At 69.4% G+C, this 18,652-nt stretch carries 20 protein-coding genes; 3 read left to right on the forward strand and 17 right to left on the reverse strand.

The genetic code is table 11. The annotated features are described in order from the left end of the window. Positions 1–78: 78 nt before the first annotated feature. The 15 genes from E1B00_RS00180 to E1B00_RS00250 form a co-directional block, all read right to left on the reverse strand. Complete coding sequence (locus E1B00_RS00180) at positions 79–702, reverse strand: YkvA family protein (protein ID WP_139444655.1); 624 nt, start codon at positions 700–702, stop codon at positions 79–81. 165 nt (positions 703–867) lie between these two features. Then, positions 868–1,488 (reverse strand): YkvA family protein, encoded by a 621-nt coding sequence (locus E1B00_RS00185; protein WP_139444656.1) that lies wholly within the window; start codon positions 1,486–1,488, stop codon positions 868–870. Between the two features lie 131 nt (positions 1,489–1,619). Then, on the reverse strand, positions 1,620–2,207 hold the full coding sequence (gene rnhB / locus E1B00_RS00190) for a ribonuclease HII (protein WP_139444657.1): 588 nt from the start codon (positions 2,205–2,207) through the stop codon (positions 1,620–1,622). After that, positions 2,204–3,400: a lipid-A-disaccharide synthase gene (lpxB, locus tag E1B00_RS00195; protein WP_139444658.1), complete on the reverse strand. Its 1,197-nt coding sequence runs from the start codon at positions 3,398–3,400 to the stop codon at positions 2,204–2,206. The genes rnhB and lpxB overlap by 4 nt, the downstream gene beginning before the upstream one ends. 16 nt (positions 3,401–3,416) lie before the next feature. Next, on the reverse strand, positions 3,417–4,187 hold the full coding sequence (lpxA, locus tag E1B00_RS00200; RefSeq protein WP_139444659.1) for an acyl-ACP--UDP-N-acetylglucosamine O-acyltransferase: 771 nt from the start codon (positions 4,185–4,187) through the stop codon (positions 3,417–3,419). A 1-nt stretch (position 4,188) separates the two neighbouring features. Further along, positions 4,189–4,653, reverse strand: coding sequence for a 3-hydroxyacyl-ACP dehydratase FabZ (fabZ, locus tag E1B00_RS00205; protein WP_139444660.1), 465 nt, complete (start codon positions 4,651–4,653; stop codon positions 4,189–4,191). A gap of 17 nt (positions 4,654–4,670) precedes the next feature. Beyond that, complete coding sequence (gene lpxD, locus E1B00_RS00210) at positions 4,671–5,693, reverse strand: UDP-3-O-(3-hydroxymyristoyl)glucosamine N-acyltransferase (RefSeq protein WP_139444661.1); 1,023 nt, start codon at positions 5,691–5,693, stop codon at positions 4,671–4,673. Between the two features lie 10 nt (positions 5,694–5,703). Next, positions 5,704–8,202 (reverse strand): outer membrane protein assembly factor BamA, encoded by a 2,499-nt coding sequence (bamA, locus tag E1B00_RS00215; protein WP_139444662.1) that lies wholly within the window; start codon positions 8,200–8,202, stop codon positions 5,704–5,706. Positions 8,203–8,252: 50 nt separating this feature from the next. Then, positions 8,253–9,602, reverse strand: coding sequence for an RIP metalloprotease RseP (gene rseP / locus E1B00_RS00220; RefSeq protein ID WP_139444663.1), 1,350 nt, complete (start codon positions 9,600–9,602; stop codon positions 8,253–8,255). After that, complete coding sequence (locus tag E1B00_RS00225; RefSeq protein ID WP_139444664.1) at positions 9,599–10,783, reverse strand: 1-deoxy-D-xylulose-5-phosphate reductoisomerase; 1,185 nt, start codon at positions 10,781–10,783, stop codon at positions 9,599–9,601. The genes rseP and E1B00_RS00225 overlap by 4 nt, the downstream gene beginning before the upstream one ends. Continuing rightward, positions 10,768–11,595, reverse strand: coding sequence for a phosphatidate cytidylyltransferase (locus E1B00_RS00230; protein ID WP_139444665.1), 828 nt, complete (start codon positions 11,593–11,595; stop codon positions 10,768–10,770). Before E1B00_RS00230 ends, E1B00_RS00225 begins: the two co-directional genes overlap by 16 nt. After that, positions 11,592–12,338 carry a polyprenyl diphosphate synthase gene (gene uppS / locus E1B00_RS00235; protein WP_139444666.1) on the reverse strand — a complete coding sequence of 249 codons (747 nt, stop codon included), beginning with the start codon at positions 12,336–12,338 and terminating at the stop codon, positions 11,592–11,594. The genes E1B00_RS00230 and uppS overlap by 4 nt, the downstream gene beginning before the upstream one ends. A gap of 14 nt (positions 12,339–12,352) precedes the next feature. Further along, positions 12,353–12,910, reverse strand: a complete 558-nt coding sequence (gene frr / locus E1B00_RS00240) for a ribosome recycling factor (protein ID WP_139444667.1) — start codon at positions 12,908–12,910, stop codon at positions 12,353–12,355. Positions 12,911–12,970: 60 nt separating this feature from the next. Further along, positions 12,971–13,693, reverse strand: a complete 723-nt coding sequence (pyrH, locus tag E1B00_RS00245; RefSeq protein ID WP_139444668.1) for a UMP kinase — start codon at positions 13,691–13,693, stop codon at positions 12,971–12,973. 82 nt (positions 13,694–13,775) lie between these two features. Next, positions 13,776–14,135: a cupin domain-containing protein gene (locus tag E1B00_RS00250; protein ID WP_139444669.1), complete on the reverse strand. Its 360-nt coding sequence runs from the start codon at positions 14,133–14,135 to the stop codon at positions 13,776–13,778. 91 nt (positions 14,136–14,226) lie between these two features. On the opposite strand from E1B00_RS00250, the gene E1B00_RS00255 reads away from it, so the two are divergent. Further along, positions 14,227–14,925: an AIM24 family protein gene (locus E1B00_RS00255; RefSeq protein ID WP_176693069.1), complete on the forward strand. Its 699-nt coding sequence runs from the start codon at positions 14,227–14,229 to the stop codon at positions 14,923–14,925. An 80-nt stretch (positions 14,926–15,005) separates the two neighbouring features. Further along, positions 15,006–15,608 (forward strand): hypothetical protein, encoded by a 603-nt coding sequence (locus tag E1B00_RS00260; RefSeq protein WP_139444671.1) that lies wholly within the window; start codon positions 15,006–15,008, stop codon positions 15,606–15,608. 191 nt (positions 15,609–15,799) lie between these two features. Here the strand turns inward: E1B00_RS00260 and tsf are convergent, their stop codons facing one another. Both tsf and rpsB read right to left on the reverse strand, forming a co-directional pair. Continuing rightward, positions 15,800–16,675: a translation elongation factor Ts gene (tsf, locus tag E1B00_RS00265; RefSeq protein WP_139444672.1), complete on the reverse strand. Its 876-nt coding sequence runs from the start codon at positions 16,673–16,675 to the stop codon at positions 15,800–15,802. Between the two features lie 100 nt (positions 16,676–16,775). Beyond that, positions 16,776–17,612, reverse strand: a complete 837-nt coding sequence (rpsB, locus tag E1B00_RS00270) for a 30S ribosomal protein S2 (RefSeq protein ID WP_139444673.1) — start codon at positions 17,610–17,612, stop codon at positions 16,776–16,778. A 256-nt stretch (positions 17,613–17,868) separates the two neighbouring features. Between rpsB and map the strand changes: the two genes are divergently transcribed. Further along, positions 17,869–18,645: a type I methionyl aminopeptidase gene (map, locus tag E1B00_RS00275; protein WP_139444674.1), complete on the forward strand. Its 777-nt coding sequence runs from the start codon at positions 17,869–17,871 to the stop codon at positions 18,643–18,645. Positions 18,646–18,652 lie beyond the last annotated feature (7 nt).

Below are 18,652 nucleotides of genomic sequence, written 5' to 3' on the forward strand. Positions count from 1 at the left end.
TTTACCCCGAGGGTGGGGGCGGACAAGGCTTGACAGTCCCTGTTGCCAAACCCTGCCGCCCGCCCCGTTGGAGAGACGTCAGACGATGCGGAACCGGTCCGGAAGCGCCGGTGCCATCGCGTAGTGCCGGCCGCGCACCTGGCGCCGCTGCTGGATCAGCGCGGCTTCGGCCAGGCAGGCGGTTTCCCAGGCCAGGCGGCGTTCGGCCGGCGTGCCCCGCGGCCGTTCGGCGGCGCGGTAGCGGCAGTAGTCGCCGTAGTCCTGGGCCTGGTCCGCGAAGGCGGACCACGACAGCTCCACCAGCAGCGCATCGTCGAGATGGCCGACCAGGGGCAGGTCGTCGGGGATGAGGTCGTTCACTTCCTGCAGGTAGCTGATCAGCATGCGGGCGCGTTCGCGCGTGTCCACGCACACGTCCCAGTCGCTGTCGTTGAGCATGCGGCGCAGCTGTTCGGCGCGGCCCAGCCGTTCCGACAGCACCGCCACCGCCTGGTCGCGCGGCTGGTCCTGCAGCCAGCGGGCGAGCGTGACCACCTGATCGGCGCTGACCGGCGGCGCGTTCGGGTCCAGCTGGGCCAGCACCGCGTTGAAGCGGCGCACGGCCGCGTCGTGCAGGGCGACCGGGCCGACCTGGCGGCGGCGGGAGTCGCCGGATTCCGGCGGCAGGTGGAGGGCGAGTCGATCTTGCAGGCGGGCGTTCATGGCGGCTCTCGGCTGGCGGCGCGTCGGGGGACGGAACGATTCCGGATCCCGCGCACATCCCTTGGGATGCGCCGCCAGCTTGAAGCGTTGCACCGCCTGCGTCGAAGGCCTGAAGTGCCAGTGACCTTCGGGCTAATTCAGGCTTCCGACAGTTTCGTGCGCGCATCACACCACGCGCAGTCCTCCTTCGAGCGGGCCGTAATCGACGTAGTGCTGGTGCCGAACGCGGTGCAGCTGTTCCCACAGCGCGCCTTCGTCCAGGCGTACGCGCAGCCAGTCGTCGCGGCCCGGGTGGCCGCCGAAACCGGCGCCGGATTCTTCGCGGAAGCGGCAGAAATCGCGATAGTCCTCGAGCTCCTCGGCGACCATCGGCCAGGCCAGTTCGACCAGCAGGGCATCGTCGAGGCGGCCGACCAGGGGCACGTCGTCCGGGATCAGGTCGCGCGCCTGGTCGACGTAGTCCAGCAGGCGGTAGATGCGCTTGGCCAGCGCCGCGTCGAGGGCCCAGTCGCGGTCTGCGGCCATGGCCTTGATTTCCTGCAGCCGGCCCAGGCGCGCCTGCAGCAGGGACTCGGCCTGCGCCGTCGGCAGTTCGACCAGCCAGCGCGCCACGCTCGACACCGCATAGGCGTCCACGTGCGGCGCATCGGGATGCAGCTCGTGCAGCAGCGAATTGAAATCGGCGATGGCGGCGCCGTCGAACGGCATCGGCGAACCGGGTGGTTCGTGGCGCACGGCATGCAGGGGGAGGGCGGATTCCGCCGGAAGGGGGGTGTTGTGGCGCATGGCAGTGCTCGCTGCCGGCCAGGTGAGGGGACTGCGGGCGACTGGTCGGCGCGGGAGGCACGCAGCCGCATCTGCCGGGATGCAGGCCTTGGTCTACGCCTGCAAAAACACCGTGTCAAATGCCCCGTCGTTCAGCCTGGCGTGCCCGCTTCCAGGCAGGCGCGGACCGGCGCGAAACTGCGCCGATGCTCGCTGCAGGGGCCCAGCCGGCGCAGGTTTTCCAGGTGCTCCGGGGTCGGGTAACCCTTGTGCACGGCGAAGCCGTAACCCGGGTGCAGGGCGTCGAGTTCGCGCATCCATCGGTCGCGCGCCACCTTGGCCAGGATCGAGGCGGCCATGATCGCCGGTTCGCGCGCATCGCCCTTCACCAGCGCTTCGGCCGGGCAGGGCAGGCCGGGCGGCAGGCGGTTGCCGTCGACCAGGGCGTGTTCGGCCGACGGCGCGAGCGCATGCACGGCGCGCGCCATGCCTTCCAGTGTCGCGCGCAGGATGTTGAGCCGGTCGATCTCGGCGGCGCTGACCAGCACCACGTGCCAGGCCAGGGCGCGTTCCCGGATCAGCGGCTCGAGCATCCCGCGGCGGGCTTCGCTCAGTGCCTTCGAGTCGCCCAGGCCGGCGATCGGCCGCGCCGGGTCGAGAATCACCGCCGCCACCGCCACCGGGCCGGCCAGCGGACCGCGCCCGGCTTCGTCCACGCCGGCGATGCGCCGCAGGGTCATGGACGCGCCAGCAGTTCGGCGACGGCGTCGGCGGCGCTGGAGGACGCGTCCTGGCGCAGCTTGTGGTGGATGTGCAGGTAGCGCGGCAGCAGCGCGGCGCGCGCGTCCGGCAGGTTGAACCAGTGCATCACCGCCGACGCCAGGTTTTCCGGCGTGCAGTCGCGCTGCATCAGCTCGGGCACGATCGGCTCGTTGGCCAATACGTTGGGCAGGCTGTAGCGGTTGACCCTCATCAGGCCCAGGGCCATGACGATGCGGTAGGTGAGCGCCGAGATGCGGTAGCCCACCACCATCGGCCGCTTGGCCAGCATCGCCTCCAGTGCGGCGGTGCCCGAGGCCAGCAGCACCACGTCCGCGGCGACCAGGGTCGCGTGCGCGCGGCCGTTGAACACCACCGCATTGGCCAGCGACGAGCGGTGCAGCAGCGCTTCGATCGCGGTCCGGCATTCCGGGGTCGCGGCGGGAATGGCGACGGCCAGGCCCGGCACCTGCGCGGTGACCAGGCGCGCGGCCTCGAGGAAGGTCGGCAGCAGGCGCTGGATCTCGCCCAGGCGGCTGCCGGGCAGCAGGGCCAGCACCGGCGCCTGCTCCGGCAACTCCAGCTGCTCGCGCGCAGCCTCGCGGTCGGGCTCCAGCGGGAAGGCGTCGGCCAGCGGGTGGCCGACGAAGCGCGCGTCCACGCCGTGGCGCTGGTAGATCGGCGGTTCCATCGGGAACAGGCACAGCACCAGGTCGGCGCTGCGGCCGATCTTGGCGGCGCGGCCCTCGCGCCAGGCCCAGACCGAGGGGCTGACGTAGTGCACGGTGCGGATGCCGGCCTGCTTGAGCCGGCGCTCCAGGCCCAGGTTGAAGTCGGGCGCGTCGATGCCGATGAAGACGTCGGGCTTCCAGTCGAGCAGGCGGCGGTGCAGGGCGGCGCGCAGGCGCAGCAGGCGCGGCAGGTGCCGCAGCACTTCGGCCAGGCCCATCACCGCCAGCTCCGAACTGTCGTGCCAGCAGTCCACGCCGGCAGCGCGCAGGTGTTCGCCGCCGACGCCGGCGAACTCGGCTTCCGGGAAGCGCAGGCGCAGCTCGCGAACCAGGCCCGAGCCCAGCAGGTCGCCCGAGGCCTCGCCGGCGACCACGGCCACGCGCAGGCGCTTGCCGGCGGCGATGGCCAGTTCCAGGGACGGGGTCAGGCGGATTCCGGACACGGCCGGGCGCCCGGGTTCAGCGCAGCAGCCCGCGCTCGCTGCGCTCGATGAACTCGAGCATCAGCCGCACGTCCTGCGATTGGTCGGCGCTCGTGGCCAGCTGCTCGCGCACCTCGGCCATCGGCTTGCCGGACATGTACAGGGCGCGGTACGCGCGCTTGATGGCGGCGATGCGCTCGGCGTCGAAGCCGCGGCGCTTGAGGCCTTCGCTGTTGATGCCGCGTGGCTCGGCGTATTTGTCGGCCACCATGACGAAGGGCGGCACGTCGGCATTGACCAGGCTGCCCATGCCGACGAAGGCGTGGGCGCCGATCTTGCAGAACTGGTGGATGCCGGCGAAGCCGCCCAGGATCACCCAGTCGCCCAGCACGGCATGGCCGGCCAGGGTCGCGTTGTTGGCCAGGATGCACTGGTTGCCGACCACGCAGTCGTGGGCGATGTGCACGTAGGCCATGATCCAGTTGTCGTCGCCGATGCGGGTGACGCCCCCGCCGTCGGCGGTGCCGCGGCTGATCGTGGTGAACTCGAAGATGGTGTTGCGCTCGCCGATCACCAGCTCGGTGCGCTCGCCGCGGAACTTCTTGTCCTGCGGGTCGTTGCCGACGGTGGCGTGGGCGTGGATGACGTTGCCGCGGCCGATGCGCGTCGGGCCGGTGAGCACGCAGTGCGGGCCGATCCGGGTGTCGTCGCCGATCTCGACGTCGGGCCCGATGACGGCATAGGCGCCGACATGGACGTTGGCGCCGAGCGTGGCGCCCGGGTCGATCTGCGCGCTCGGATGGACCATGTCAGCCCTTGCCCTCGGCACAGAGGATCTCGGCGCTGGCGACGTCCTTGCCGTCCACGCGCGCGACGCATTCGTACAGCGCCATGTTGCGGATCAGGCGCTTGACCTTGACCTCGATGTCGAGCTGGTCGCCCGGCACCACCATGCGGTTGAAGCGGCAGTTGTCGACCTTCACCAGGTAGAACAGCTGGCCTTCCTTGTGGCTGTCCTTGCTGGCCGAGAGCTGGGTGAGCAGGCCGCCGGCCTGGGCCATCGCCTCGATCACCAGCACGCCGGGCATCACCGGCCGGCCCGGGAAGTGGCCCTGGAAGAAGGGTTCGTTGAAGGTGACGTTCTTGATCGCGCGGATGCGCTGGTGCGGCTCCAGCTCGATCACCCGGTCCACCAGCAGGAAGGGGTAGCGGTGCGGGAGCAGGTGCAGGATGCAGGAGACATCCACGGGAAGCTTGATGGCGTCTTCGCTCATCCTTCGGTCCTTCAGGTTCAATCCTTGGTCAGGGCGCCCATTCTACGCGCCAGCTGGTCCAATTGCCTGAAACGGGCGGCATTCCGGCGCCAGGAACGGCTGTCCTGCACCGCCATGCCCGAGGAGTACTCGCCGGGTTCGGTGATGGACTGGGTCACCAGGCTCATGGCCGTGATGGTGACCTTGTCGCAGATCTCCAGGTGGCCGGTGATGCCGGCGGCGCCGCCGATCAGGCAGTAGCGGCCGATCCGGGCCGAACCGGCCACCGCCACGCAGCCGGCCACGGCGGTGTGGGCACCGATGCGGACGTTGTGGCCGATCTGGATCTGGTTGTCGAGGCGTACGTCCTCCTCGAGCACGGTGTCCTCGATGGCGCCGCGGTCGATGCAGGTGTTGGCGCCGATCTCGCAGTCGTCGCCGACCACCACGCCGCCGACCTGGGGCACCTTGATCCAGCGCCCGGCGTCCATGGCCAGGCCGAAACCGTCGGCGCCGAGCACCGCGCCGGGATGCACGCGCACGCGGGCGCCCAGGCGAACGCGGGTGACCAGGGTCACGCGCGCCACCAGCACGCTGCCGGGGCCGACCTCGCAGTCGTCGCCGATCACGCAGCCCGGCCCGATCACCGCGCCGGCGCCGATGCGGCTACGCGCGCCGATGCTGACGAAGGGGCCGATCTGCGCGCCCGGGTCGACCAGGGCATCATCGGCGACCACGGCGCTGGCGTGGATGCCGGGCGCGGGTGCCGGCGCCGGTTCGAACAGGGCGGAGATCTTCGCGAAGGCGACGTAGGGCGATTTCGCGACCAGGCAGGGCACCGGCGAATCTCCGGCGTCGTCGGCAGACAGCACGACGGCGCCGGCGCGGGTGGCCGCCAGCTCCCGGCGGTAGCGCGGATTGGCCAGGAAACTCAGCTGCCCCGGTCCGGCGCCGGCCAGGGTGCCGACACCGTGCACGACGACCGAACCGTCACCCTGAAGGACCAGGCCGAAGGTCTCGGCCAGCCCGGCCAGCGTGAATTGCTTTTCCTGGCCGGCCAATCAGGCCGCCTTAGAACGTGCCGCCGAAGGTGAACTGCAGGCGCTCGATCTGGTCATGACGCTCGTACTGCAGCGGGATGGCGTAGCTGATCGAGATCGGACCCATCGGCGACTGCCACTGCAGCGACATGCCGGCCGACAGGCGCAGCGTCTTGGCTTCCCACGAGTCCACCGAGCGGTAGACGTTGCCGTAGTCGAAGAAGGCCGACAGGCGCGTGCCGCGGCTGTCGAACAGCGTCGGGAAGTACAGCTCGAAGGTGCCCACGGTCTTGAACGAACCGCCGATCGGCTGGCGGAAGTCGTCGGAGTAGCGGTAGAACGGACCGATCGAGTTGGACTCGAAGCCGCGCACCGAGTTCGGGCCGCCGACGTAGTAGTTGCGGAAGAAGGGCAGGCCGCAGTCCGTGCTCTGGCCGGGCACGATGGCGCCGAAGTCGTCGTACACGCGGCAGGTCTGGTCCTTGGTGACGCCGTAGGCGTCGCCGTAGCCGAGTTCGGCCGCCGACTTCAGGCCCAGCCACGGGCGGATCAGCCAGTAATGCTCGAAGTTGTAGTTGACCCGGTAGTACTCGAGGTCGCTGCCCGGCAGCACGATCTCGGCGCCGATGCGGTGGTACAGGCCGCGGGTCGGCATCAGGAAGTCGTTGCGCGAGTCGCGCTGCCAGCCGGCCTGCAGGCGCCAGGCGTTGACGTTCCACTTGCGGTACGGGCCCAGGGTCAGCGGGTCGGTGCCGGGCGTGCCGTCGTCGTCCTCGATCGGCGTGTCTTCGTCGCGGTCGTTGTCGACGTGGTACTGCGGGAAGCGCGCGCGGTCGCCGAGCGCATCGACCAGGTAGTCGATCAGCAGCGGCGGGGTGTTGAAGTCGTCGGTGGTGATCTGGTTGCGGTCGATGCCCAGCGACATGCTGATGCTGTCGGTCTCGGTCAGCGGGATGCCGAGCAGGATCTCGCCCGACGACACCGCGTTGTCGAACTGCGCCAGGTTGGCGTCGCGGTCCGAGTAGTCGAAGTCGGTGTAGCTGATGTTGAAGCCCAGGCTGACGCCGTTGTCGGTCCAGTACGGGTCGGTCATGCCGAACGAGAACTGCTTGGAGTAGCTGTTGTTCTGCACCGCCAGGTTGAAGCGGTTGCCGGTGCCCAGGAAGTTGGACTGGCTCAGCTGCACGCTGGTGATCAGGCCGTAGCTCTGCTGGTAGCCCAGGCCGAAGGTGAACTGGCCGGAGTTGCGCTCCTTGACGTTGACCACGACGTCGACCTGGTCGGGCTGGCCCGCCACTTCCGGCGTCTCGATCTCGACGGTGTCGAAGTAACCCAGGCGCTGCAGGCGGATCTTGGAGCGGTCCACCGCGGCCTGCGAGAACCACGCGCCTTCGAACTGGCGCATCTCGCGGCGCATCACCTCGTCGGCGGTGCTGGTGTTGCCCTTGAAGCTGATGCGGCGGACCTGCACGCGCGGGCCCGGGTCGACGAAGAAGTTCAGGCCGACGGTGCGCTTCTCGCGGTCGATCTCCGGCACCGGGTTCACCTGCGCGAACGCGTAGCCGATGTTGCCGAGCGTGGCGATGATGGTGTCGGAGGTCAGCTCGATCATGCCGCGCGAGAAGGTGTCGCCTTCCTTGACCAGCACCAGCTTCTCGACGTCTTCCTGCGGGAGCACGGTGTCGCCCGACACCTTCACCGAGGAGATCGTGTAGACCTCGCCCTCGGCGATGTTGGCGGTGACGAAGATGTCGCGCTTGTCCGGACTGATCGCCACCTGGGTGGATTCGACGTTGAAGTCGACGTAGCCGCGGTCGAGGTAGTAGTTGGTCAGCTTCTCGAGGTCGCCCGAGAGCTTCTCGCGCGAATACTGGTCGTCGCGCTTGTACCAGGACAGCCAGTTGCTGGTATTCGATTCCCAGCTGCGGCGGATGTCGTCCTCGACATAGGTGGTGTTGCCGACCAGGTTGATGTCGCGGATGCGGGCCGCCTTGCCCTCGGCGATCGCGATGGTGATGTCGACGCGGTTGCGGTCGAGGTTGGTCACCGTCGGCGTGATCGAGACGTTGTACTTGCCGCGGTTGTTGTACTGGCGGATCAGCTCCTGGGTGACGCGGTCCAGGTTCAGAGGATTGAAGGTCTCGCCCTGGGTCAGACCGATGCCCTTGAGGCCGTTGAGCAGGTCCTCGGTCTCGATGTCCTTGTTGCCGGTCAGGGTGATGGTGTTGATGGCGGGGCGTTCGGTCACCGTCACCACCAGGATCTCGCCCTGGCGCTCGAAGCGCACGTCGCTGAAGAAGCCGGTCTTGAACAGGGCGCGGATCGCCTCGGACGAGCGGCTGCGGTCGAGCGTGTCGCCCTTTTCCACCGGCAGGTAGGTGAAAACGGTGCCGGCGGAGATGCGCTGCAGGCCCTCGACGCGGATGTCGGCGACGGTGAAGGGCTCGTAATTCTGGGCCTGGGCCGGGCCGGCCAGGGCGGCGGCGAGGGCGAGGCTCAGGAGGCAGCGGCGAACAGTGGGTCGCGTCATCATCAATCCGTTGGTGACGGACGCCGGGGCGCCCGCGAAGAGGGTGGGTGTCAGAAGCTGGGCCGGAAGATGTCGTTGTAGAAGGCCAGCCCCATCAGGCCGGCGAGCAGCACCAGACCGACGTACTGGCCCGCCACGAGCGCACGCTCGCCGACCGGGCTGCCTTTGACCAGCTCGATAAGGTAATACAGCAGGTGCCCCCCATCCAAGACGGGAATGGGCAGAAGGTTCATTATGCAGAGGCTGAGCGACAGGATCGCGAGGAAATTCAGGAACCAGGCCAGGCCCAGCCCGGCGCTGCCGTTGGCCACCCGGGCGATGGTGATCGGGCCCGAGATGTTGTCCAGCGAGGCCTTGCCGCTGACCATGCGCCAGAGCATGCCCAGGGTGTCGCCGGTCATCTGGCGGGTCTCCGACAGGGCCGCCGGAATGGCCTGCAGGGGGCCGAAACGCAGCAAGGCATCAGGTTGGGCGGTCGCTGCCGCCGGCAGGATGCCCAGGACCCAGCGCTTGCGGTCGCCGTCGCCGGCCAGTTTCGGGTCCACCAGGACTTCCCGCGTGGCGCCGGCCCGCTCGATCCGGATTCGGACAGGCTCGCCGTTTCGGGCCAGGTCCTGAAGCAGCGGCCCGACCTCTTCGAAGCGTCCGATCGCCCGTCCGTCCATCGCCAGGATGCGGTCGCCGGGGCTCAACCGGCCCTCGGCGGCGCTGCCGGGGGCGACGTCGCCGACCACCGGCGGGAACATGAACTGCGCCGGCATCAGGCCCAGGCTGGCGAAGGGGCTCTTTTCATCGAGCACCAGGCCGGGGCGGTCCAGCGGCAGGGTGCGGACCCGCTCGTCGCCGTCGGCGGTGCGGACCCGCACGGCCAGCGGCTCGCGGTCGATCGCCGCGGCGGCGAACACCGTGCCGGCCTCGGTCAAGGTCCGGATCGGGCGGCCGTCCACATCGAGCAGGCGGTCGCCGGCCTGGAACCCGGCCTCGGCGGCCAGGCCCTCCGCGCGGCCGATGTCGGGCTGGAAGTCGGGCTTGCCGACCACGAACATCAGCCACAGCAGGCCGATGCACAGCAGCAGGTTGGCGGCCGGGCCGGCGGCGACGATGGCGATGCGCTGGTAGACCGACTTGGCGTTGAAGCTTTCGTGGCGCTCGTGCGGGGCCACTTCGACCTCGCGCTCGTCGAGCATCTTCACGTAGCCGCCCAGGGGCAGCATGGCCACCACGTATTCGGTGCCGTCCTTGCCCACCCGGGTCCACAGCGGCCGGCCGAAGCCCACCGAGAAGCGCAGCACGCGCACGCCGCAGCGGCGGGCCACCCAGTAGTGGCCGAACTCGTGGAAGGTGACGAGGATGCCGAGGCTGACGATCAGCCACCACACCGAGCCGAAGAATTCCGTCATCGCCGCCGCATCCTCGGGACCAGGGTATGGGCCATGCGCCGGGCCGCGGCGTCGGTGTCCATCAACTGCTCCAGCGAGTCGGCCGGGCCGCCGGGGAGGGCGTCGAGGCAGGCCTGGATCAGGTCCGGGATGCCTAGGAAACCCAGTTCGCCCTGAAGAAAGGCTGAAACCGCGACTTCGTTGGCCGCGTTGAGCACCGCCGGGGCGCCGCCGCCGGCCGCCAGGGCGCGATAGGCCAGGGCCAGGCAGGGGAAGGTCTCCAGGTCGGGGCGCTCGAAATCGAAGCGGGCCAGGGCCGCCAGGTCGAGCGGCGGCACGCCCGAATCGATGCGTTCGGGCCAGGCCAGGCCGTAGGCCAGGGCGGTGCGCATGTCCGGGTTGCCGAGCTGGGCCAGCACCGAGCCGTCCACGTAGTCCACCAGCGAGTGCACCACGCTCTGCGGGTGCACCACCACTTCGATGCGCTCGGCGGGCAGGCCGAACAGGTGGCAGGCCTCGATCACCTCCAGGCCCTTGTTCATGAGCGTGGCCGAATCGACCGAGATCTTGCGGCCCATTACCCAGTTCGGGTGCGCGCAGGCCTGGTCGGGCGTGATGCCGGCCAGGTCCTCGCGGCGGCGGCCGCGGAAGGGCCCGCCGGAGGCGGTCAGCAGCAGGCGGCGTACGCCACGGCGGCCTCCGTCGGCGGGCAGGCACTGGTAGATGGCGTTGTGTTCGCTGTCCACCGGCAGCACGGTCGCGCCGCCCTCGCGCACCGCCTGCATCAGCAGCTGGCCGGCCACGACCACCGATTCCTTGTTCGCCAGCAGCAGGCGTTTGCCGGCACGCGCGGCCGCCAGCGTGGAGGCGACGCCGGCGGCACCGACGATGGCGGCGACCACGGTGTCGTTGGCCGGGTCGGCGGCGATCTCGTCCAGTGCAGCCGGGCCGGACAGGGCGCGCGTGCGCAGGCCGCGGGCCTCCAGGCCGTCGCGCAGGGCGGCATGGCCGGCCGGGTCGGCCAGCACGGCGGCATCGGGATGGAAGCGCTCGCACAGCGCCAGCAGTTCGTCCACACGGCCGTGGGCGCTGAGCGCGCCGATGCGGAAGCGGTCGGGATGGCGGGCGACGACGTCGAGCGTGGACCCGCCGATCGACCCGGTCGCACCCAGCAGGGCGATGGTCTTCAGAGGCCCAGCCATGCCTTGCCCACCACGAACACCGGCAATGCAGCCAGCAGGCTGTCGAGCCGGTCCATCAGGCCACCGTGGCCGGGGAACAGCGCGCCGGAGTCCTTCACGCCCGAATGCCGCTTCATCAGGCTCTCGAACAGGTCTCCGACCACCGAGATCGCGGCGGTGACTACGGTCAGCAGCACCAGGGCCGGCAGCGAGCCCCAGCCCAGGCCGAGCAGGGGCAGGGCGATGACGGCCAGCAGCACCGCGGTGGCCAGGCCGCCCCAGACGCCTTCCCAGGTCTTGCCCGGGCTGATCGCCGGCGCCAGCTTGCGCCTGCCGAACTTGGAGCCGGCGAAATAGGCGCCGCTGTCGGCGGCCCAGCACAGCGCGATCGCGAATAGGGTCCAGCGCGGGCCCAGCGGGTCCTCGGCATGCAGCCAGCCCAGTGCGCACCAGGCCGGCACCACGCACAGGCTGGCCGCCAGCAGCTTCAGGCCGCGCGCGGCCTGGGTGTCGCCAGAGCCGAAGGCCGGCCGCGACAGCCACAGCAGCACGAAGGCCCACCACAGCACGCCGATCAGGCTGGCGAGCTTGAGCGTGAACAGGCTGGGCCCGCCGCCCCAGACCAGGGCGGCCATCAGCAGGGCGTTGGCGGTCAGGAACAGGGTGCGCGGCAGGGTTTCGTCGATGCCGGCGAAGGCGGTCCACTCCCACAGGCCGGCCAGCAGCACGATGGCCACCGCGGCGGCCAGCCAGGGCGTGGGCAGCCACAGCACCGCGGCGATCGGCAGCGGCGCCAGCACCAGGGCGGTGGTGATGCGCTGGCGCCGGCTCATGCGGCGCCCCCGGCGACCTGGGCGCTGGTGAGGCCGAAGCGGCGCTCGCGTTCGGCAAAGTCGTCGATGGCCATCTGCAGCACCGTTTCGTCCAGGTCCGGCCACAGCGTCTCGGTGAACCAGAGTTCGGTGTACGCGAGCTGCCAGAGCAGGAAGTTGCTGATGCGCAGGTCGCCGCCGGTGCGCAGGAACAGGTCGGGAGCCGGCAGCCCGGCCAGGCCGAGCTGGCGTTCGACCATGGCGTCGTCGATGGCCTGAGGGTCCAGGCGGCCGGCCGCGGCCTCGGCGGCCAGGTGCCGGCAGGCCTGGGTGATGTCCCAGCGGCCGCCGTAACCGGCGGCGATGGTCAGCGCCAGGGTGCGGTGGTGCGCGGTCCGGGTCTCGGCTTCTGCCATCTTGAGGCGGATCGCCTCGGGAAAGCCGCTGCGGTCGCCGATGAAGGCCAGGCGCACCCCGCGGCGGTCGAGTTCGTCGACTTCCAGGTTGAGCATGCGCAGGAACAGCTTCATCAGCGCGCCCACTTCCTCCTGCGGCCGGTTCCAGTTCTCGCTGGAGAAGGCGAACAGGGTCAGGGCCTCGATGCGGCGGGCCAGGCAGAACTCGACGCAGACCTGCACCGCCTTGGCCCCGGCGCGGTGCCCGAGCGTGCGCGGACGCTGGCGGCGTTCTGCCCAGCGGCCGTTGCCGTCCATGATGATGGCCAGGTGGCGCGGGATGCGGGCGGCGGGCGGGGAGGCGGACATTGCGGCGGCGAGGTTCAAACCGCCATCAGTTCCTGTTCCTTGGCCTTGACCACGTCGTCCACGTCCTTGACGTGCTTGTCGGTGAGCTTCTGGATCTCGTCCTCGCTGCGGCGGGCGTCGTCCTCGGTCACCTTCTTGTCCTTGAGCAGTTCCTTGACGTGCTGGATCGCGTCGCGGCGCACGTTGCGGATCGCGATCTTGGCGTTCTCGCCCTCGGCGTGCACGTGCTTGGTGAGCTCCTTGCGGCGCTCCTCGGTCAGCGGCGGCAGGTTGATGCGGATCACGGTGCCGGCGGTGTTCGGGGTCAGGCCCAGGTCCGAGGCCAGGATGGCCTTCTCGACGGCGGCGACCATGCCCTTTTCCCAGGGCGTGATCGTCAGCGAGCGCGCGTCGGCGATGGCGACCGAGGCGACCTGGGTCAGCGGCATGTCCGAACCGTAGTAGTTCACCTTCAGGTGGTCGACCAGGGCGGTGGTGGCGCGGCCGGTGCGCAGCTTGGTGAGATCCTGGCGGAAGGCCTCCACGCTCTTGTTCATCCGGGTGGTGGCGTCTTTCTTGATGTCGTTCAGCATCGCGGGCTCCGCGTCGATTCCAGGCAGTCGGGCATTATAGGGGCAGGGCGGCAGGGCCGCTCAGGCGGCGACCAGGGTGCCCAGGGCTTCGCCCTTGAGGATCCGCATCAGCGCGCCGGGCTGCATCATGTCGTAGATGCGCAGCGGCACCTGGTTGTCGCGGCACAGGGCGAAGGCGGCGGTGTCCATCACCTGCAGGTTGCGGGCGATCACCTCGTCGTAGCTCAGGCGCTCGAAACGCTTGGCATGGGGGAACTTCTTCGGGTCGGCGTCGTAGATGCCGTCCACCTTGGTGGCCTTGAGCAGCAGGTCGGCGCCGATCTCGCTGGCGCGCAGGGCCGCGGCCGAGTCGGTGGTGAAGAAGGGATTGCCGGTGCCGGCCGCGAACAGGGCGATGCGGCCCTTCTCCATGTGCCGGATGGCGCGGCGGCGAATGTAGTCCTCGCAGACCTCGTTGATCTTGATCGCGCTCATCACCCGGGCGAAACCGCCCTGCTTCTCCAGCGCGTCGGCCATGGCCAGGGCGTTGATGACGGTGGCCAGCATGCCCATGTGGTCGCCGGTGACCCGGTCCATGCCGGCCGCGGCCAGGCCGGCGCCGCGGAAGATGTTGCCGCCGCCGATCACCAGGCCGATCTCGGCGCCGGCGCGCTGGGCCTCGACGATCTCGATGGCCAGGGCCTTGATCACCGCCGGGTCGATGCCGTAGTCCACGTTCCCCATCAGGGCCTCGCCGGAGAGCTTGAGCAGGACGCGGCGGTACTTCAGGGGGGTGTCGCTCATGGGGCTCTCCGGAGGCGGGCAAACGCCGGAATTCTAGCCGATCGGGCCGCCTGCCGTGGCGCGCGTGCGCCGCGCGCGGCGCTCAGCGCAGCGCCGGCTCGAAGATCACGTAGACCTTGCGCGCCCGTTCGAGCACCTCCCAGGTGCCGATCCACCCCGCCGGAACCACGAAGCGGTCGCCGGGGCCGACTTCTTCGACGGTGCCGTCCTCGTGGCGCATGCGGATGCGGCCCTCGAGGATCTCGCAGTACTCGTGTTCGGTGTAGTGCACCCGCCAGGTCGCCGGCTCGGCGGCCCAGACGCCGGCATGAAACTGCCCGGACGCGTCGGAATAGGCATTGGCCACGCCCTGGCGCGGGTCGCCGGCGAGCAGGCGGTCGGCGGCGACCGCCGGCGCCAGGGCGATGTCGCCGGCGGGAGCGATCCGGGTCAGTGCGGTCATGGTCGGGCATCCTCTTCGGGTTCCCGGCGATATTGCCGCCGCGCGCGGCCCTGGCCTAGTGTTCGGACTTCCCGCCGCCGGAGTTCCGCCCTTGGCCATCAAGACGCTCGACCAGTTCCTCGCCGAATCCGCCCAGAAGGACGCCTCGCCCGACGCCTTCGAGCTCGAGAATCCGCGCATGCTCGAGGTCCGCCTCGCCGGCCGGGTCTGGACCAAGGCGGGGGCCATGGTGGCCTACCACGGCGACGTGCGCTTCACCCGCCAGGGGCTGGCCGAGCAGGGCCTGGCGACGCTGCTGAAGAAGGCGGTGAGCGGCGAGGGCATGCGGCTGATGAAGGCCGAGGGCAAGGGCCGGGTCTACGTCGCCGATTCCGGCAAGAAGGTCACGCTGCTGCGTTTGCAGGGCGACACCATCTTCGTCAACGGCAACGACGTGCTGGCCTTCGAGGACGGCATCGAGTCCGAGATCACCATGATGAAGCGCATGGCCGGCATGATGTCCGGCGGGCTGTTCAACGTGCGCCTGAGCGGCAGCGGCCTGGTGGCGATCACGTCGCACTACGAGCCGCTGACGCTGCGGGTCTCGCGCAAGGACGGCCCGATCTTCACCGACCCCAACGCCACCGTGGCCTGGTCCGGCGGCCTGCGCCCGGAAGTGGCGACCGACATCACGCTCGGCACGCTGTTCGGCCGCGGCTCGGGCGAAAGTATCCAGCTCAAGTTCCACGGCGAAGGCTGGGTGGTCGTCCAGCCCTACGAAGAGGTCTACTTCCAGCAGCGCGGCGGCTGAGCCGCCCTTGCTCCCGGCGAGGGCCTGCTTCACGATCGGCCCCGGCCGGCGCGTCGCCGGCCCCACTCAAGGGACGCAGGATGACGAATATCTTCAAGGGGACGCTGGCGCTGCTGCTGGCGGTTTTTTCCGGCATCGCCGGCGCACAGTCGATCGAGTGGCCGCAGGACCTGCCGCCGGTTCCGGCCGACAAGGCGCAGATCGTTTTCGTGAAGCCGGGTGGCGGCATGTGGGCGGGCCTGCCGGTCGGCGTACTGGAGATCATCGGCGAGAAGCGCGAGCTGATCGGCGTGCTCAGCCAGAGCGAGCGCGTGACCTACGACGTGTCGCCTGGCAAGCACCGGTTCATGTCGCACATCACGCCGGCCGTGGTGCACTTCCTCGACGCCGAGGTCGAGGCCGGCAAGCGCTACGTCGTGCTGGTGCGCTTCATCTACGGCAACGGCTTCCAGCTGCGGCCGATCCGTCCGGGTGAGCAGGGCGACTTCAGCACGTCCAATCCGGATTTCCCGGAATGGCTGAGCGACACCGACGCGGCCGATCCGAAGCACGCGAAGGTGCGCTGGTACCTGCGCAAGGACGACAAGGTGGCCAAGCACCAGGCCAAGTACCAGCCCACCTGGGACCGGAAGACCGACGCCGAGCGCGCCGAACTGACGCTCCGCGTCCAGGATGCCCTCTGACCTGATGGGGTCTGGAGGCAACAAAAAACCCCGCAAAATGCGGGGTTTTTTGTTCTCCTGATCCTGCCTGGAGGAGAGCCCCCTTGATAAGGGGGCGCGCCGAAGGCGCGGGGATCGGGAGTGGTGAGCCGGGGCCCGAGATACGCGCAGCGGATCTTGGGGGTGGTTGGGCGAATGCCCAACCACCGCCATCAGACCGCCATCGCCTTGGCGACTTCAGCGGCGTAGTCCTCGACGACCTTCTCGATGCCTTCGCCGACCGCCAGGCGCTGGAAGCCGACCACGTCGGCGCCGGCGGCCTTCAGGGCCTGCTCGACCGTCTGGTCGGTGTTGAGCACGTACGGCTGGCCGTACAGCGTCACCTCGTTGACGATCTTGGCGACCTTGCCGCTGATGATCTTCTCGAGGATCTCGGCCGGCTTGGCCTTGTCCTTGTCCGACATCTTGGCCAGCTCGATTTCCTTTTCCTTCGCCAGGAACTCGGCCGGCACGTCGGCGGCCTTGTTGTACGGCGGGTTCATGGCGGCGACATGCATCGCGATGCCGCGGGCCAGCTCGACGTCGCCGCCCTTGAGCTCGACCAGCACGCCGATGCGGCCGCCGTGGATGTAGGCGGCGACGTTGTTGGCGGTGTCGACCTTGGCCAGGCGACGCACGTCGACCTTCTCGCCGACCTTGGCGATGACGGCGGCGCGGGCTTCCTCGACGGTCTCGCCGGAGGCCAGCTTCGCGGCCTTCAGGGCCTCGATGTCGGCGGCGCCGGAGGCCAGCGCGGCCTGGGCGACGGCGCTGGTGAAGGCCAGGAAGTTGTCGTCCTTGGCCACGAAGTCGGTCTCGGAGTTGATCTCGACCAGCACGGCCTTGCCGCCGTTGGCGGCCGACACGATGCGGCCTTCTGCGGCCACGCGGTCGGCCTTCTTGTCGGCCTTGGCCAGGCCCGACTTGCGCAGCCACTCGGCCGCGGCGTCGATGTCGCCGCCGGTGGTGGTGAGCGCCTTCTTGCACTCCATCATGCCGGCGCCGGTGCGCTCGCGCAGATCCTTCACAAGGGAAGCCGTGATTTCCATGGGTATCTCCAACTATTTGATTGCGCGCATCGGCCAGGCCGGTGCACTCGAAAGAGGGGCCGCGGCGCATCCTGGCGCCGCGGCATGACGCGGTTGTGGCTTAGCGCTTGTCGCCAGCCGGACGGCGGGCCGGGCGCTTGTCGTCGCGCGGGGCGCGCGGGCCACGCGGGGCGGCCTTCTTGTCTTCCTTGGCGACCGGGTTGCCTTCGGCGTCGAGCTCGACGAAATCGTCGGCGGCGACGTGGGCCTGCGGCGAGGCGGCCTTGCCTTCCAGCACGGCGTCGGCGGCGGCGCGCACGTACAGCTGCACGGCGCGGATGGCGTCGTCGTTGCCCGGGATCGGGTAGTCCACCAGGTTGGGGTCGTAGTTGGTGTCGACCACGGCGATGACCGGGATGCCGAGCTTCTTGGCTTCCTGCACGGCGATGTTCTCGTGGCCGATGTCGATCACGAACAGCGCGTCCGGGAGGCGGTTCATTTCCTTGATGCCGCCCAGCGAGGCTTCCAGCTTGTCGCGCTCGCGGCGCAGGGTCAGCACTTCGTGCTTGACCAGCTTCTCGAAGGTGCCGTCGGTCTCGGCGGCCTCGAGCTCCTTCAGGCGGGCGACCGACTTCTTCACGGTGGCGAAGTTGGTCAGGGTGCCGCCCAGCCAGCGCATGCTCATGTACGGCTGGTTGCAGCGGATCGCCTCTTCCTTGATGGATTCGCGGGCCGAGCGCTTGGTGCCGACGAACAGGATGGTGCCGCGCTTCTGCGCGATCGCCGAGATGAAGTTCATCGCGTCGGTGAAGAGCGGCAGCGTCTTCTCGAGGTTGATGATGTGGATCTTGCCGCGGGCGCCGAAGATGTACGGGCCCATCTTGGGGTTCCAGTAGCGGGTCTGGTGGCCGAAGTGCACGCCGGCTTCCAGCATCTGGCGCATGGTGACCTGGGTCATTGCGGTATTTCCTTAAGAACAGGGAGCCGGCCGCACGCTGGCGGCTTCGGAGCTCCGGGGTTGGGCCTCCACCAAGCTGCCGTCTCGAACCTCGGGTCCGTGGACCCGGGGCACCCCGGGACGGGGGATGGCCTGGTGTGTGTATTCGCCGGTGACGCCCGGCGTGGGCGGTTCGAGGCCGGGCAAGCCGGTTTTCGAGCCGCGGGAGTATAGCCCGCTGGCCCAAGTGCCTGCAAGTAAGGGATAATCCCGGCCCATGAGGATCACCATCAAGACCGCCGAGGACATCGAGCGCATGCGCGTGGCCGGCCGCCTGGCCGCCGAGGTGCTGCAGGTCGTCGCCCCCCATGTGAAGCCGGGGGTGACCACGGCCGAACTGGACCGGATCTGCCACGACCACATCGTCGATGTGCAGAAGGCCATCCCGGCCAATGTCGGCTACAAGGGCTTCCCGGCCACGATCTGCACCTCGGTCAACAACGTCATCTGCCACGGCATCCCGTCCGAGGCCAAGGTCCTGAAGGACGGCGACATCGTCAACATCGACGTCACCGTGATCAAGGACGGCTGGCACGGCGACACCAGCCGCATGTACTTCGTCGGCGAGCCGAGCGTGAAGGCCCGCCGCCTGGTCGAGGTGACCCGCGAGGCCATGTTCCGCGGCATCCGGGTGGTCAAGCCCGGCGCCACCCTGGGCGACATCGGCCACGCCATCCAGACCTTCGCCGAAGGCCAGCGCTTCAGCGTGGTGCGCGAGTACTGCGGCCACGGCATCGGCCGCATCTACCACGAAGACCCGCAGGTCCTGCACTACGGCCAGCCGATGACCGGCGTGGTGCTGCAGAAGGGCATGGTGTTCACCATCGAGCCGATGATCAACGAGGGCAGCCGCCACACCAAGCTGCTCAATGACGGCTGGACGGTGGTGACCCGCGACAAGTCGCTGTCGGCGCAGTGGGAACACACGGTGGCGGTCACCGACGATGGCGTCGAGATCCTGACCCGCCTGCCCGGCGACGACAACGAGCTGTGACCAGGGC

This window comes from Arenimonas terrae, from assembly GCF_006265115.1.
Classification (GTDB): Bacteria; Pseudomonadota; Gammaproteobacteria; order Xanthomonadales; family Xanthomonadaceae; genus Arenimonas; species Arenimonas terrae.

What these genes read in the sequence shown, in the direction of transcription:
- E1B00_RS00180 (WP_139444655.1), bottom strand. Translation starts at nt 702, where the DNA reads ATGAACGCCCGCCTGCAAGATCGACTCGCCCTCCACCTGCCGCCGGAA.
- E1B00_RS00185 (WP_139444656.1), bottom strand. Translation starts at nt 1,488, where the DNA reads ATGCGCCACAACACCCCCCTTCCGGCGGAATCCGCCCTCCCCCTGCAT.
- rnhB (WP_139444657.1), bottom strand. Translation starts at nt 2,207, where the DNA reads ATGACCCTGCGGCGCATCGCCGGCGTGGACGAAGCCGGGCGCGGTCCG.
- lpxA (WP_139444659.1), bottom strand. Translation starts at nt 4,187, where the DNA reads ATGGTCCATCCGAGCGCGCAGATCGACCCGGGCGCCACGCTCGGCGCC.
- fabZ (WP_139444660.1), bottom strand. Translation starts at nt 4,653, where the DNA reads ATGAGCGAAGACGCCATCAAGCTTCCCGTGGATGTCTCCTGCATCCTG.
- bamA (WP_139444662.1), bottom strand. Translation starts at nt 8,202, where the DNA reads ATGACGCGACCCACTGTTCGCCGCTGCCTCCTGAGCCTCGCCCTCGCC.
- rseP (WP_139444663.1), bottom strand. Translation starts at nt 9,602, where the DNA reads ATGACGGAATTCTTCGGCTCGGTGTGGTGGCTGATCGTCAGCCTCGGC.
- E1B00_RS00225 (WP_139444664.1), bottom strand. Translation starts at nt 10,783, where the DNA reads ATGGCTGGGCCTCTGAAGACCATCGCCCTGCTGGGTGCGACCGGGTCG.
- E1B00_RS00230 (WP_139444665.1), bottom strand. Translation starts at nt 11,595, where the DNA reads ATGAGCCGGCGCCAGCGCATCACCACCGCCCTGGTGCTGGCGCCGCTG.
- uppS (WP_139444666.1), bottom strand. Translation starts at nt 12,338, where the DNA reads ATGTCCGCCTCCCCGCCCGCCGCCCGCATCCCGCGCCACCTGGCCATC.
- frr (WP_139444667.1), bottom strand. Translation starts at nt 12,910, where the DNA reads ATGCTGAACGACATCAAGAAAGACGCCACCACCCGGATGAACAAGAGC.
- pyrH (WP_139444668.1), bottom strand. Translation starts at nt 13,693, where the DNA reads ATGAGCGACACCCCCCTGAAGTACCGCCGCGTCCTGCTCAAGCTCTCC.
- E1B00_RS00250 (WP_139444669.1), bottom strand. Translation starts at nt 14,135, where the DNA reads ATGACCGCACTGACCCGGATCGCTCCCGCCGGCGACATCGCCCTGGCG.
- E1B00_RS00260 (WP_139444671.1), top strand. Translation starts at nt 15,006, where the DNA reads ATGACGAATATCTTCAAGGGGACGCTGGCGCTGCTGCTGGCGGTTTTT.
- tsf (WP_139444672.1), bottom strand. Translation starts at nt 16,675, where the DNA reads ATGGAAATCACGGCTTCCCTTGTGAAGGATCTGCGCGAGCGCACCGGC.
- rpsB (WP_139444673.1), bottom strand. Translation starts at nt 17,612, where the DNA reads ATGACCCAGGTCACCATGCGCCAGATGCTGGAAGCCGGCGTGCACTTC.
- map (WP_139444674.1), top strand. Translation starts at nt 17,869, where the DNA reads ATGAGGATCACCATCAAGACCGCCGAGGACATCGAGCGCATGCGCGTG.